9 protein-coding genes are annotated in these 15122 nt (G+C 43.8%); 8 read left to right on the forward strand and 1 reads right to left on the reverse strand.

Going from position 1 to position 15122, the window contains the following annotated elements:
• Window positions 1-26: 26 nt before the first annotated feature.
• The 3 genes from PZB74_RS11115 to PZB74_RS11125 are packed head-to-tail and all read left to right on the forward strand — an operon-like array spanning window position 27 to window position 6137.
• Window positions 27-1070 carry a FecR family protein gene (locus PZB74_RS11115; protein ID WP_302242697.1) on the forward strand — a complete coding sequence of 348 codons (1044 nt, stop codon included), beginning with the start codon at window positions 27-29 and terminating at the stop codon, window positions 1068-1070.
• A gap of 49 nt (window positions 1071-1119) precedes the next feature.
• Complete coding sequence (locus tag PZB74_RS11120) at window positions 1120-4572, forward strand: SusC/RagA family TonB-linked outer membrane protein (RefSeq protein ID WP_302242698.1); 3453 nt, start codon at window positions 1120-1122, stop codon at window positions 4570-4572.
• A 41-nt stretch (window positions 4573-4613) separates the two neighbouring features.
• Window positions 4614-6137, forward strand: a complete 1524-nt coding sequence (locus PZB74_RS11125) for a RagB/SusD family nutrient uptake outer membrane protein (protein WP_302242699.1) — start codon at window positions 4614-4616, stop codon at window positions 6135-6137.
• A 174-nt stretch (window positions 6138-6311) separates the two neighbouring features.
• Here PZB74_RS11125 and PZB74_RS11130 read toward each other — a convergent pair whose 3' ends face one another.
• A complete protein-coding gene (locus PZB74_RS11130) occupies window positions 6312-6836 on the reverse strand; it encodes a DUF6515 family protein (protein ID WP_302242700.1) in 525 nt (174 codons plus the stop codon).
• A gap of 240 nt (window positions 6837-7076) precedes the next feature.
• Between PZB74_RS11130 and PZB74_RS11135 the strand changes: the two genes are divergently transcribed.
• The 5 genes from PZB74_RS11135 to PZB74_RS11155 all read left to right on the forward strand — a co-directional run bounded on the left by PZB74_RS11135 (window position 7077) and on the right by PZB74_RS11155 (window position 15122).
• Window positions 7077-7658, forward strand: coding sequence for an RNA polymerase sigma factor (locus PZB74_RS11135; RefSeq protein ID WP_302242702.1), 582 nt, complete (start codon window positions 7077-7079; stop codon window positions 7656-7658).
• Window positions 7659-7753: 95 nt separating this feature from the next.
• Window positions 7754-8746, forward strand: coding sequence for a FecR family protein (locus PZB74_RS11140; RefSeq protein ID WP_302242703.1), 993 nt, complete (start codon window positions 7754-7756; stop codon window positions 8744-8746).
• 200 nt (window positions 8747-8946) lie between these two features.
• A complete protein-coding gene (locus PZB74_RS11145) occupies window positions 8947-11496 on the forward strand; it encodes a TonB-dependent receptor (protein ID WP_302242705.1) in 2550 nt (849 codons plus the stop codon).
• A 183-nt stretch (window positions 11497-11679) separates the two neighbouring features.
• Window positions 11680-12552 carry a hypothetical protein gene (locus PZB74_RS11150; protein ID WP_302242707.1) on the forward strand — a complete coding sequence of 291 codons (873 nt, stop codon included), beginning with the start codon at window positions 11680-11682 and terminating at the stop codon, window positions 12550-12552.
• A gap of 101 nt (window positions 12553-12653) precedes the next feature.
• Window positions 12654-15122: a TonB-dependent receptor gene (locus tag PZB74_RS11155; protein ID WP_302242710.1), complete on the forward strand. Its 2469-nt coding sequence runs from the start codon at window positions 12654-12656 to the stop codon at window positions 15120-15122.

Consider the following 15122-nt stretch of genomic DNA (forward strand, 5'->3'; position numbering starts at 1 on the left):
TTCCTGTATAGCAACAACCTAATACTATGGATTATAGCCGCTATACAGCTCGTGACTTTGTTCTGGACGAGTACTTTCAGGCCTGGGTGTTTGAACAACCTGCTTCGCATGAGGACTTCTGGCAAAACTGGCTAGAGGAGCATCTAGACAAAAAGGACGAGGTGGAAGAAGCCAGGGAGCTTTTGCTTTCGTTATCATTTGCTCAGGCCGAAGTTTCTCAGGAGCAGGTATCTGCCCTTAAGGCAAGGCTTATGCATAAAATCGTGGCGCCTAAACCAAAAGCAAATGCTCAGCCGAAAGAGCGTATCATCACTTTCGCTTACTGGCAGTGGGCGGCATCCTTTTCTATCCTGTTACTCACCAGCATCCTTCTCTATTTTACTGTAATTAGCACAGAGGATACATTAAGCTACCATACTGGATATGGCGAAATTCAGGAGCTTGTTCTTCCAGATGGTTCCGTAGTAACCCTAAATGCTAACTCCAGCCTTCAGTTTGATGCCGATTGGCACGCACAGTCAGACAGAAAAGTAAAGCTGAGTGGTGAAGCCTTTTTCAAAGTAGTCAAAGATTCTGTGCCTACTGCTGCCCAGGCTAGGGTCGCCCGTAAGTTTATTGTGGAGACCCAGGAGGTGATGATTGAAGTATTAGGCACGCAGTTTAATGTGCATGCTCGTCATGACGAAACAGAGGTAGTACTCAGCGAGGGCAAAGTACAATTAAAAGCGGGCAGGCAAACTACTCAGCAGGCCATCACCATGAAACCGGGAGAACGAGTAGTCTATACTCAAAACCGATTGGAGCACCAGCAGGTAGAAGCAGAAAAGTATCTCTCCTGGCGTAAACACCAGCTTATTTTTGACGATCAGCCCCTCAAAATAGTAGCTCAAACTCTGGAGGACAACTACGGAGTACAGGTCATTTTTGAGGATGAAGAAATGCAGAACTTTACTTTTAGAGGCACAGTGCCATCTAACAATATAGATGTGCTGCTGGAAGCCCTCTCTGGCATTTACCACCTCAAAATTAGCAAAGAGGGTAATACGCTCATTTTTCATCAACAGAAATAATAACTGACCTCAGCGTCGCAATCTTTATAACAACCTAAAACAAAATGATATGAACAGGATTTTACAGTATTTTTTTACATGGCTATGCCTGATGTGCCTACTGTCCTTGGGTCAGGAGGTGGCAGCACAAGGGCTGGCATCGCTCTCTCGCACGCCTCATCTGCTTCCGGCACATGGGGTTAATAATCCTCTTCAGGAGGATAAAGAATACTCGCTCAGAGCCGTTCTAAGCGATCTGGAAAAACAGTTTAAGGTCTACTTTAGCTACGATACCAGGTTGATAGAAAAGAAGATGATTACCGATGAGATTATGAAGCTGGCGGAGCAAAACGAAGCACTGGATGACAAGATCAAAACAGTACTGGAACCCTTACAACTCAAATCTAAAAAGCTCCAGAATGGTTACTATATTATCTATCGTGAGCCTATGGTTCACCCTTTACCCAAAGAGGAGGAGAAGACTGGAGAATTTAGTCTCCTAAAGCTAAAAGAGCTTAAGCCCACTACTCTGTATTCTTCTAAGCTGAGCATTTTGCAGCAGACCATCTCCGGTACTGTTACTGATATGGAGTCAGGTGAGGTACTACCGGGAGTGAATATACTGGTGCAGGGCACGGGTCAGGGCACAGTCACAGATATTGAAGGTAAATACCGGATTACAGTAGGCGATGAGGTAAGCGCCTTAATTTTTTCTTCTATCGGCTATGTCTCCGAAGAGGTAGAGATTAACGGAAGAACAGTAATTGACGTAAGTCTTTCTCCCGACATACAGTCACTCTCAGAGGTAGTAGTGGTAGGTTATGGTACGCAACAGAAGAAAGACCTGACAGGCTCAGTGAGCCAGGTAGAAGGCGAAAGTCTGGAGAATGTGCCTAGCGCAAGGGTAGACCAGATTTTACAGGGTCGTGCTCCCGGTGTGCAGGTGACGCAGGTAAGTGGTGAGCCCGGAGCGGCAACCTCTATCCGTATACGAGGAGGTAATTCTATTCAGGGTAATAACGAACCCCTGTGGGTAATAGATGGTATTATCGTAGGGCAGAATTTTGACCTCAACAATATCAACACCAACGATATTAAGTCAATAGAAATACTCAAAGATGCCACTGCAGTATCTATCTATGGTACGCGTGGAGCAAATGGTGTAATTTTGTTAACCACAAAAAATGGACAGGGCATAAAAGCCGGTAAGCCTCAGGTTACTTTTAATATGTACTCCGGTAGCCAGACCATGATAGAAACGGTAGACTTCCTGACCGGACAGCAGCATGCAGAATATGCTAATGAAGATGCCGAATTCAGAAGCGCTGCCTTGCCTTTTCCCGACCTGAATGCGGTGCCTGATGTTAACTGGATAGATGAAGTTACTCACAGTGCGCCTATCAATAATGTAGATGTCTCGGTCTCTGGTACGTCTCAGGATCAGAAGATCAACTATTATGTATCGGGTAATTATTTTAATCAGGAGGGGATTGTTAAAAACTCGGGTATCAAAAAATACATCTTTAGGGCTAATATGGATTATGAGCTTTCTGACCATGTGCGTGCCGGATTCAGGCTCAATGTATCTCGCCTCAAAAGGGAAAATAACAAAACAAACATTCCTCAGATCTTCAGGGACCACCTCTCTACAAGAGCTGTCTACGACGCTGAGGGCAGGTTTACTACCGAGAACCCCGTTTCGGCTTCTATCCAGACAAACCCGGTGGCAGATGTGATGCTACGAGATGATCACAGCCTGGTCACTAATCTGCTGGGCAATATGTATCTGGAGGTAGAGCCAGTAAAAGATCTGGTAATACGCTCTACCTTTAGTCCGGAGCTAAATAGTTTTAAGCGCAACCGTTTTAACCCAGGCGCACTGCCTCAGAATTTTGTAATCAATGATGGTGGCGATGCGCGCATAGATACTCGCTCAGGCATAGGTTATCTCAACGAAAATACGGTAAGCTATCGCAAACTTATTGGAGAAAAGCATGAGCTAAACCTTTTAGGCGGTTTTACTTTGCAGAAGTTTGAGCAGGAAAGCGGTGTCTCTCAGGCTTTTCAGCTTTCTAATGATGTTACCGGTTTCAATAACTTAGCATTTGGCTCCAACCCCAATCGTAATGTGGTAGGCTCCGGTTATGATGCTTTTCAACTGGTATCCTGGCTTGCCAGAGCAAACTACATCCTCAATAGTAAATACCTCTTCACCTTTGTGGGTAGGGTAGATGGTTCTTCAAGATTTGCCACAGAGAACCGGTATGGCTTCTTTCCTTCTGCGGCCCTGGCCTGGAGGTTATCCGATGAGCCTTTTATTCAGGAGTTAGGCCTATTTGACCAACTTAAGCTAAGAGCAAGTTATGGCTTGTCTGGTAGCCAGGCGATAGAGTCTTTCCGTACCCTGGCTTTACTGGATAATGCCAATACCTCCTTTAACGGCTCGGAGCAGGCAGGCGTAAGCCTGGGGCGCCCTGCCAATGATGAACTTCGCTGGGAAACTACCCGCCAGTTTGATATCGGACTGGAAGCTGGCTTTTTTGAAGGTCGTTTGTCTTTTGAGCTGGACTATTACAGCAAAACTACCAAAGACCTCTTGCTTAATGTGCAGATACCTCGCCAGACAGGCTTTGTCAGCCGACTGCAAAACCTGGGCGAGATGAAAAATACCGGCCTGGAACTGATCTTAAATAGCGTAAACATTTCTAAAAACGATTGGCGCTGGTCTAGTATGCTCACTCTTTCTGGCAACAGAAATAAAGTGCTGGATCTGGGAGGTGTAGACCTGATAGATATCGTAGACCCTTCTGCTACCGGGCAGGGTGGCCCGGGTGGTCGCCTCATCGTAGGAGAGACTGCTCCCGTATTTGTAGGAGTTGAGTACCTGGGAACATGGAAGTCGCAGGAAGAGATTGACGCCTCAGGACAGGTTGGGCAGGATGTTGGAGGTCCTCGTTTTGGCGATACTAATGGTGACCAGCAAATTACCGAAGATGACTTTATAGTACTGGGTAGCCCTCAGCCGGATTTTATCTACGGTTTGCAAAACGCTATTTCTTATAAAAACTTCAGTCTGGACTTCTTCTTTCAGGGCACTTCAGGAAATGAAGTGTTTAACAGCCTTACCCAGACAGCCTTCTTTGGCAGGGCCGAAAGAACCAAATATGCCGAAACCCTGAACCGCTGGACGCCAGACAACCCGGATTCAAATATTCCTCGTGCAGGAGCGGTAGCTGCTCTGTCAGAAATCAAAAACAATTCAGAAATGATAGAAGACGGCTCTCATATTCGTCTTAAAAGCCTGAAGTTAACATATAAACTGCCTTTAGATCAGTGGGGGGTAAATACCTTTAAAGATATTAGCGTGTACTTTACAGGAAGTAACCTCTTTGTACTTTCAGACTTCCGGCTGAAAGACCCTGAGACCAGCATGTTTAACCGGGACAATATTGCTCAGGGCTTTTCTAGTGGAGAGTATCCCAGCTCAAGAATTCTTTCTATTGGTGTTAAAGCAGTGCTGTAATCCCCGATATGATCTAAAAAAACTATTAATTCAGAATAGCAATGAAAAACATAATATATAAACTACTCCTGGTATTTTGGATGGTGTTTCCACTATCTGCTTGTGAGGACTTTCTGGAAGAAGAGCCACGACATATCGTATCACCTTCCAACTTTTTCAATTCTGCCTCAGAAGTACAATCTGCTATTAACGGACTGTACAACATCTACAAGAGTAATGCCCTACACTCAAAAATAGGCTTGGATAGATTCTACGAGAATGGGGCAGATGTGATTGGTCCAAACCGTGAATTTGGTCAGGTAGAGGCCATTCAAAATTATACGCTTAACGAGGGGAGTATAGGCGATATTTCTCAAGGCGGTGGTGCCCCTATTACCTGGCAGGATTTGTACAGGATTATCCAGAATGCCAATATTATTTTGGTAAACATAGAGGGTAATGACAACATACCGGAGGAGAGCGCTAGCCAGTTTAAAGGGGAGGCTCTGTTCCTGAGAGCCTATGCCTACTATCACCTGACCAATTTGTGGGGCGACGTGCCCTACTTTACTGATGATATACCTATTGAGGAAATCAGAGCATTAGGGCGTACCGATGTAAACCAGATAAGAACTGATATACTGGCAGATTTGCAAACTGCTCAGGATCTGTTACCCTCCTCCTACAACGATAGCGAACTAGGTAGGGTGAGCAAATGGACAGCTGCTACTGTAATGGTAAAAATATACCTGATACAGCAAAACTGGCAGGCGGCACGCGATAAAGCAGTTGAGATTATTGACAACTCACCCCACCAGCTATTAGATAATTATGCAGATGTTTTTGCTCCAGACAATGAATATAATGAGGAAGTAATCTGGGCAATAGACTTTGTCAAAGACATTAATCAGGATGACTGGCCTGACCATTTTACTCCACGCATCAGAGATGAGCCTAAAAACAGTGATGAAAGACCAGCCCTAAGTAGCGCGCTGAGCGATAGAAGTGAAGGCTTTACCGGTTACGGTCTGGCTATTCCTCTGCCCGATTTTGTAAATGAGTTTCCTGAAGATGATTTAAGAAGGTCATCCAATATTGTAGAATCTTATTTGGGCTATGAGCTAAACTTTCCCTACATGCCTAAAATGTGGAACCTGGATCAGATCAACTCACCCCGAGGTAACCATGGGGATAACAAAATCATCTTTCGGCTGGCAGATGTTTACCTGATGGCCGCAGAAGCAGAAAATGAGCTTAATGGTCCGGGAACTGCCTACCAGTACATTAACAGGGTAAGAGAAAGAGCTTATATGCCTGCTCAGCCGCTATCAGGCTTATCGCAGGAGCAGTTTAGAGAGGCCATTTACGATGAGCGTAGGTGGGAACTAGGAGGAGAAGGCCACCGCCGCCTGGACCTGATTCGTTGGGGAATTTTGCTGGATGTAGTTAAAGAGACCGAATATAGAATCTACAATCCGGCAGCTAATATTCAGCCACATCATGTATTGCTTCCTATTCCGGTAGAGGAGCTACGTCTAAATCCTGCTTTGCTGGAGTCTGACCCGACAAACAACGGTTATCGTTAAAAGATAAACGCTTAAATTTGTGGTATTAAAGCTATGCAAATTGTGCCTGGCTTTAATACTTTTCCATTTTGTATATTCAAAAGCTGTTTACTCAAAATTTTATAGCAAAGTTGATTAATTGATTATGATTAAGCCACCCGTTGTTTGATGAGTGGCTTTCTTGTTACCAGCCTATCAGGAGTAAGCTTCTTTACTCACTTTTATCACCTCGTACCAGACTTCCTGCTCATTAAGTATGGCTTTATACTGCACACCATCAGCTATATAGTAATGCTGACCATCTATTTCAATATGTTCGTACTCTTCAGGTAATTGCTCTACCAAGGCGCCTACTGGAGGTTGTACTACTACATACTCCTCAGCTTCTGGTGAATAAAAACTACCTTCATAATAATAGTAAACATGCTTTTTTACCACTACTCTACGGGCTTTGGCTGGTAGTACTTTTACTCTTATTCCCACAGGAGGGCTTACCACAATATATCTACCATTTACGGGTTTGTAGTACACATGATTGTGCACCCGATAATTAACATTATTGTAATTTACCTTTACAGAAACTTTTGGTGCTTTCTTTACCACAGTATGTCTGCGTACACTTGATCTCCTTTGGGCTTCTGCATTTTCAGTAATAAACAATAGAGCAGCAATGGCAAATAAAGTAAATATAGGCTGTAAATATTTTCTTTGTTTCTTCATCGTATTAAAGGTTTGGTACGTGAGTTAGAAAACAATCTGGCCAAAAGGTTTAATCAGTATTGATATTTTTTTATAAAACGTATAAATATTTGAATTTTGATGAATGTAGGCTGTCTAAACTTGGAGTAGCATTTGCTACATTCATAAATCGTAACAGCAGGTTAAACCTTTAGTGCCAGGCAGGGTCAAACATTGGCGCGAAAGCTTAAGAGAAGAATTCTAATTAGATAGCTAGGTATCATGTCAGATGAACAAAAATGGGAAGCCTTTAAAGCAGGAGACCGGGAGGTATTTGAGCAGATTTTCAGAGCTCATATTAAAGTGCTCTATAAATACGGAAGCCGGTTTACCAGTAATGCGCCCCTGGTAGAGGACTGTATACAAGACCTGTTTATTGATCTGTGGCAAAAGAAAAATACACTGGGTAGCACCGATTCTATCAAAAGGTATTTGTTGGGGGCACTCCGTAGGCGAATTATCCGCAAACTTGCCAGGCACGCCCCTGAAGATTCCCCTCTGGAAGAAGATCGCTATAATTTTGAGTTGGTTCTTAATATTGAGGATGAGCTTATTGCAGAAGAGCAAAACAGCAGTCAGCAATCAACATTAAATTCTGCCATCTTGCAGTTGAGCAAACGCCAGCGCGAAGTAGTATACCTCAAATATTTTCAGCACCTTTCGTACGAGGAAATTGCTGAAGTAATGCACATCAGTTATCAGGCTGCACGCAACCTGGTATACCAAACACTTAAAGCCCTTAAGCAGCATATCCATTCTCTTAAGGCGCTGCTTATTAGTTTGATTTTAAATTTTATAATCTGATAATCAGATAGTTATGATGGTGTGCGGAAAAAATATATGTTTTTTTGATTACAAAGTTCCACTTCTTGTCTTATCTGTTTAAAGCCGCGTATCTCATGCAAGCAGAAAATAAATACAATACATATCAAGCTGAAGACTTTGCTCAGGATACTGACTTTATCCGATGGGTTCAGGTTGGCGATGCGGCAGACCGGAAATTCTGGGAGTTCTGGCTGATGGCTCATCCCGAGAAAAGAGAAGAGGCGCAGAAAGCAAAAGCTATCATCAGGTTGATGAAATCCAAAGAGCGTGAGCTCGAAAGTAAGCAGATAGAAGCGATCTGGGCTCAGATTTCTGATGGTATGGACGAAGCTCCTGAGTATCAGCTTAAACCAGCTTTCTGGCAGCGTAAAATCTGGAAATTTGCAGCAGCAGCTATGTTATCCATAATTATCATATCATTCTTACTACTTCGTGATACCAGCGAAGTAGTGCGGGCAGAGTTTGGTCAGCAGATGTCGTACACCCTGCCCGATCATTCGGTAGTAAGCCTGAACGCCGGTTCCGAAATTCGTTTTGAGGAGGATGAGTGGCAGCAGGAGCGTAAACTTTACCTACAGGGTGAAGCCTTTTTTGAAGTAGAAAAAGGTAGCCGCTTTCAGGTAATCAGTACGCAAGGAACAGTAGAGGTGCTGGGTACCAGCTTTAATGTATATGCTCGCGATCAGAAGTTGGAAGTAGCCTGCCTCACCGGAAAAGTGAGGGTTTCCGATGCAAAAGGCAATGAGGCCGCCATGCTTAGTCCGGGGCAGGGGGTGCAGATTTATCAGAACCAGGTGAGTACGCTTACCATAAATCCGGAAGAAGCTGTGGATTGGAAAAGCGGTAACTTTATTTATGAAGATGTATCGCTACAGGAAGTACTTCAGGAACTGGAGCGTCAATACGAGCTAAAAGTTGTATTGCAAACAGATATAAGCGACAGAAAATATAGCGGACAGTTTAGTAATCAGGATTTGAAAAGTGCCCTGCAAATGATTTGTCTGCCTATGGAATTGGAGTACGAACTAGATATTGCTAAACAGAAAGTGATTATACGGCAGGAATAAACTTAATGCCAGGCAAACATAGAAGAGGAGCAGGGACGGGCACGTATGCAAAGTATCTGCCTGTCTACCGGAAAAAGCAGTTTTTTTTCCTAACGTTACTCCTATGTCTAAGTCAGATGCTCGTAGCCCAGTATCATCAAGAGAGTATGCGGGTCAATGAAGTTTTTAAAGATGAAAGCTTACTGAAAGTGATTAAACATATGCAACGAACATATCATCTTAAAATCGCCTACGAGCGCAAGCTGGTGAAGCCCTATCGGGTGGAGGTAGTGCTGGAGGAGCAGACTCAGGCAGAAGCCTGGCAGGCTATCCTTTCTGCTACGCCGCTAACCTGCCTGCATCTTGGCGAAGGTAGGATGGTCATTCGTAGAAAAGCTGTTTACCATCAGGCTGCTGAGCCTGAGAAGGTAGAAACAAGCTATACTTATGCGGGTGTGGTTAAAGATAGCGAAACCGGAGAGCGTATTCCTTATGCCAGTGTATCGGTGTTAGGCACTCCGCTAGGTACTGTAGCAAATCAGGAAGGCTTTTTTTCACTTTCACAGCTTAGTGCCTCACAAGACTCACTAAAGGTTAGTCATTTAGGCTATAGCTCCACTATATGTTCTCTGGATAAAAAGGCAAAAGGGCATCAGGAAGTTAAACTGGAGCCTGCCTACGCTTTACTGGAAGAGGTGGAAATTAAAGAACGCCCAACCATCGGCCTGTTGGCCTTTACTCCAAAAAGTGGGCAGCACATTATTAATACTACCAAGACTAATCAACTCCCTCAGATAGGAGAAAGAGATGTTTTTCGTAGCCTACAGTTTTTACCCGGAGTTAGCATAGCTGATGAAACCTCTGCAAGCCTGAGCGTACGAGGAAGTAGTCCTGATCAGAACCTGGTGCTGTTTGATGGTTTTACAATCTACCATCTGGATCATTTATATGGTTTCTTTAGCTCTCTGAATGCAGACGCTATCAAGGATATCAGGATTTATAAAGGAGGTTTTGGCGCTAAGCATGGAGGAAGGGCATCCAGCCTGATAGATATTAGTGGTAAGAGTGGTAACCAATACCGAAGCGGAGGTAGTTTAGGCTTAAACTTACTGAGTGCCAACTTTAGCGCCGAAACGCCCTGGGGTGAAAAAGGCACGGCTTTTATAGCTTTTAGAAGGTCATACACTGACGTTTTTCAAAGCGGCTTGTACCAAAACTTAATTAGCTATACGGAGCAGGAAACCCCTTCTTTGCTGCCGGGCATTCTTAATCCTATTCGCGAGCGTGACGAATCTTTTTACTATTACGATGCCAATATCAAACTAAGTTACAGACCTAGCGATGATGACAAGCTGAGCCTGAGCTTTTACCAGGGAGCCGATGATTATGAGATGAGCAGTACGCTGGCTGTCAATACCAATAGAATTGGTTTTCAGGAAGATATAGATGAACAGTTTTATATCGCAAATACAGGAGTTGGTTTACAATGGAACAGGATATGGAATAAGAAACTATTTAGCAGTCTTAACTTAGGCTACTCCAACTATGCCAGCCAGTACGATATGGAGATGAACGTATTGCAAGCAGAGTCTGAAGAAATGCTGGACCGTAGCTTCAATACTGAAAGAGAAAATACGCTGGATGAGTATACTGCTAAGCTGGATTTTGAGTACACACCCACCGTAGAGCACCAGCTAGACTTCGGGCTATTTAATACTTACAATGCTATCCTTTATCAGGATCAGAACAGCAGGCAGAGTATTCGCCTACAGAACAGGGGTAGTCAGACAGGGGGATATATTCAGCATATATATAGACCGTTAGCTGGTTTCAGTATGACTAGCGGGTTAAGAACTACATATTACTCTTTAGACAATCAGCTGTACCTGGAGCCGCGCCTTTCTTTTAATTTTGAAATACAGGAAAATATGTACCTGAAAGGTTCTGCTGGTCAGTATTATCAGTTCCTGAACAAAGCAAACTCTGATCTGGGTAAAGGATTTGAGCAGGACTTCTGGGTACTCTCTGGTAATAAAAGTATGCCTGTTCTTTCTGCACAGCAGTATATGATAGGCTTAAGTTATACTAAAAACGAATGGATGCTGGATGCAGAAGTATATCTGAAAAATATGCAGGGTCTGGCATTGGGTAATTACGAAAGCTTTGTAGAAACCAATGCTACCAGACCTTACTGGAGCTTTAACAAAATCATTGCTGATGGTAGCGCAAAAGTAAAGGGAATAGACCTGATGCTCAGCCGTAGCTGGGAGCACAACACTACTACCGTAAGCTATAGTTTGGCATCTAACCGTCAGCAATTTGACGAGATTAATGAAGGAGCAGCCTTTTTTGCGGACGAAGATCAGCGTCATGAATTCAAATGGGCAAGTCAGTGGGATTTTCACCCCTGGACATTTTCACTCAACTGGATTTATGGCTCTGGTCAGCCTTATTCTGCGCCTACTGAAATAAGCTCCGAAAATGGGCTAACCAAGCTGGTTTATAGCGAAAAAAACAACAATCGCCTTCCGGCTTACCATCGGATGGATGCTTCTGCCTCTTATCAATTTAATATTGGTAGAAATAAAGCAGAGCTAGGCGTATCACTTTTCAATCTGTACAATCAGCAGAATATAGGAGACAGGAGTTTTCTTTTTGATCGCTTTGGCTTTTACCAAAGTGAAAGAAACAGACAGTTAGTTCAGCTGATTTCTGTAGATCAGTTACTACTAAATCGTACTCTTAGTGTATTTCTCAATTTTCGCTTTTAACCCATGAGCTAATTTACAGCTAACACATAAGATCATAGTACAAGGGTTTACTTTCAACTAAAGCCGGCCCAAAAATGAGTGCTGAAAAGGAAAAAATCATTTTCTGTAAACAGAAGAGGTATGTCTAAACGAGAAAGGTCTCTGGCCTTTCATAAATATAATTTCACTTATAATCCATGTGTCATGAAAACAATGAAGTTAAGCAAACTAAATTTCAAGTATGCATTTAGCCTGATGGCCAGTCTGTTGTTTGTTCAGCTGTTTACGGCTTGCCAGGAAGAAGAGGGGGCAAGCCTGGAGTCTGAAACCGTGTTAGATGAAACGGTCTTCGCAGAGAATTTTTACAACGGAATTACTTCAGAAGTAGAAGAAGCCATAGACATTCCTTTTTCTGCTAATGGTCGCATTATCGGTAATTTTGGCAAATTTGGATGCGCTACTCGCAGTGTAGAGCGTTCAGATGAGGAGGAATATCCGCTTACCATAACATTAGACTATGGAGAAGGCTGCAACGCTTGGAATGGCGCAACCATCTCAGGCAAAATTATTACTACTATTAGCGGACCACGTAAAGAAGTGGGTACTGTCATCACAACTACATTTGAAGATTTGTTGGTTAACGAGCAGCAGGTAGAAGGTACTCATGTCCATACTGTGGTAAGTGAAACAGAAATGAACAGCGTAGAAGAAGTAAGCATCACCACCTCCGAAGGCGAAACCTTTACCCGTAACTCTACCCGCACACGTAAGCAGGTAGAAGGCGCTGATACCGAAGAACGTTCGGATGATGTTTTTGAAACTACCGGGTCTTCCAGTGGTCAAACGCCTGAAGGTGTAAGCTACAGCAAAAGCATTACTACACCATTGCTACACGCTCGTGACTGTCCCTGGATTGGTAGTGGCGTCATTGAAAACACAGTAGATGGTGTACTTATAGTTACAGATTTTGGCGATGGTACCTGTGATAATATTGCCACCAATACTGTAGATGGAGAGACCGAAGAGATTGAGATGGACTTTAAAGTAAAACGTTTTCGTAGACACCTTCGACGCTAATAGCCAGTGAATCCTAAGCAAGAGCTGCCCTCTAAACAGCTAGGGCAGCTTTTATATGCGCTCATGAAATAAACCTTTACTACTGCTACCAAAACTCATTCATGAAAACCTCTTTACCTCAAACTTTCAGGCTTTGGCTTTGCCTTGCTTTGAGTACTATAGCTTTTGGTGTTGCTGCACAGGGAAGTTATACATTACAAGGCAGCATCAGAGAGAAGGGAAGTGAAGAAAGTCTGCCTAATGCTACTATTGTTATCAGGCAGAATGGCAAAGGCACAGTTACCAATCAGGATGGTTACTTTACCTTGCTAAATGTACCATCAGACACGTCTACCCTACTCATCACATACATTGGATACCGAAGCCAGTTGCTTAAGCTCAGCCCAGATAAGATACAACAAAGGCTTACTATTTATCTGGAAGAGGAAGTAAATGAGCTGGAAGAAATCGTATTTTCCGCCCCTGGCAGCGGACAAATGATACGTGCCTCAGAGAATATCAGCCAGATCTCTATCTCACCGGCACAAATGGCCGCACTGCCTAGTTTGGGCGAAAAAGATATATTCCGTTCGCTACAGCTGTTACCGGGGGTAAGTGGTAGTAATGAAGCATCATCCGGTCTTTATGTAAGAGGGGGAACACCAGACCAGAACCTGATTCTGCTGGATGGCTTTACCGTCTATCATGTAGATCATTTTTATGGTTTTTTCAGTGCTTTTAATGCTGATGCTATTAAAGATGTGCAATTGTACAAAGGAGGGTTTGGGGCACAATACGGAGGCCGTATTTCCAGTGCTATGGAGCTTACCGGTAAGACAGGTAATGTCAATCAGCTTTCTGGCAAATTAGGTCTGAGCGCAGTCAACGCGAATGCTATGTTAGAAATTCCTCTGGGTGGCAAAGGTGCTTTGCTCGTGGCAGGGCGACGTTCTTACACAGATATCATTCAAAACGGATTGTACAACGATATTTTTGACCTGTACAATGATGGTTCCGCTCAGGGGCAGGCTGCTCCCGCAGGCGGGCAGCCTCCAACTGGTGGAGGGTTTGGTGGAGGTGGAAGAAGGTTTGGCCGAGAGTTTCAGCAGAATACTGTAGAGCCTACCTTCTTCTTTTACGACCTAAACGCCAAGCTAAGTTACAACCCCAGCGATCGTGATATTATCGCCCTTTCAGTCTACCGGGGAGCCGATGATCTGGATAATTCTCGTAGTACCCAAAACGCCTTTAGCGGAGGTAATAACAATACCGACAGAACATTGAGTACCGACACTAAAGATGTGCTTAACTGGGGCAACCGTAGTAGTAGTTTGCGCTGGGCACGTCAGTGGAATGGGCGCTTTTACACTAATGCCATTGCTGCCTATTCTAACTACTACAGTGTAAGGGACAGATCCAGCAATATTACGACCACTAGCGCAGATACAGTAACCACACGCTCCAATGGTACGGCGGAAGATAATGACCTGCAGGACTTTACCTTCAGGCTGGATAATGAACTATTAATCGGTAAAAGCCATCAATTGGGTTTTGGAGGGCAGCTTACTCATAATGATATCAATTATAACTATACCTTAAATGACACGCTGGATATTCTTAGCCGTAAAGACGAGGGTATGCTCAGTGCCATATATGTGCAAGACATCTGGAAGCTTACAGATAGGCTAAGCCTGACTGCTGGCTTGCGTGCCTCTTATTTTGATGTAACCGAAGAGCTGTATTATGAGCCCAGAGCCTCAGCTTCTTATCAGTTGACAGAGCGTTTCAGGCTGAAAGCTGCCTGGGGAAAATACTATCAGTTTGCTAATCGTATAGTACGCGAAGATGTAAGCCAGGGAAGTCGCGATTTTTGGCTGCTAGCTGATGACGAAAGCAATTCTGTAAGCTCTGCTATACATTACATTGGTGGCATCAGCTACGAAACTGAAGATTACCTGTTTGATGTAGAATATTACCAGAAAGAAATGGAAGGTCTTTCTGAGTTTAGTTTAAGGTTTAGCCGACCTGGAGCGGATATAGCAGACAGCCAGCTTTTTTATGAAGGCACAGGTATAGCAAGGGGTGTAGAGTTTTTGCTGCAAAAGAAAAGTGGCGCTTTTAACGGATGGGTCAGCTACACTTTGGGAGAGGTAGTTCACAATTTTCCTGCCTTAAGCGATCATGCTTTTTATGCGTTGCACGATCAGCGACACGAGCTCAAAATAGTAGGTAGTTATCAGCTCGGCAACTGGACCTTTGCCAGCACCTGGATTTACGCGACCGGAAAGCCCTACTCAGCGCCATATGGCGAGTACGAACTCAATCTGCTGGACGGAGCTACCTACACCTATGTGAGCGTTGGCGAAAAAAATGCTTTCCGCCTGCCCGACTACCACCGTTTAGACCTATCTGCGTCTTTAAACTTCCAATTGTTCGGGCAAAAAGCGAATGCTGGTATGTCTGTCTTTAACCTATACAATCAGGAGAACATCTGGTACAAAGAGTTTGAAGTCTCCGAAGGAGAAGTGATAGAAACCGATGTAAGCCTGATAGGCTTTACTCCCAGCCTGTTTTTTAACATCAGCTTTTAA

The organism is Porifericola rhodea, from assembly GCF_030506305.1.
Taxonomy (GTDB): Bacteria; Bacteroidota; Bacteroidia; order Cytophagales; family Cyclobacteriaceae; genus Catalinimonas; species Catalinimonas rhodea.

Excerpts from the sequence above, each read along its gene's own strand:
- PZB74_RS11115 (WP_302242697.1), top strand. The coding sequence starts at position 27 with ATGGATTATAGCCGCTATACAGCTCGTGACTTTGTTCTGGACGAGTAC.
- PZB74_RS11120 (WP_302242698.1), top strand. The coding sequence starts at position 1,120 with ATGAACAGGATTTTACAGTATTTTTTTACATGGCTATGCCTGATGTGC.
- PZB74_RS11125 (WP_302242699.1), top strand. The coding sequence starts at position 4,614 with ATGAAAAACATAATATATAAACTACTCCTGGTATTTTGGATGGTGTTT.
- PZB74_RS11135 (WP_302242702.1), top strand. The coding sequence starts at position 7,077 with ATGTCAGATGAACAAAAATGGGAAGCCTTTAAAGCAGGAGACCGGGAG.
- PZB74_RS11140 (WP_302242703.1), top strand. The coding sequence starts at position 7,754 with ATGCAAGCAGAAAATAAATACAATACATATCAAGCTGAAGACTTTGCT.
- PZB74_RS11145 (WP_302242705.1), top strand. The coding sequence starts at position 8,947 with ATGCAACGAACATATCATCTTAAAATCGCCTACGAGCGCAAGCTGGTG.
- PZB74_RS11150 (WP_302242707.1), top strand. The coding sequence starts at position 11,680 with ATGAAAACAATGAAGTTAAGCAAACTAAATTTCAAGTATGCATTTAGC.
- PZB74_RS11130 (WP_302242700.1), bottom strand. The coding sequence starts at position 6,836 with ATGAAGAAACAAAGAAAATATTTACAGCCTATATTTACTTTATTTGCC.
- PZB74_RS11155 (WP_302242710.1), top strand. The coding sequence starts at position 12,654 with ATGAAAACCTCTTTACCTCAAACTTTCAGGCTTTGGCTTTGCCTTGCT.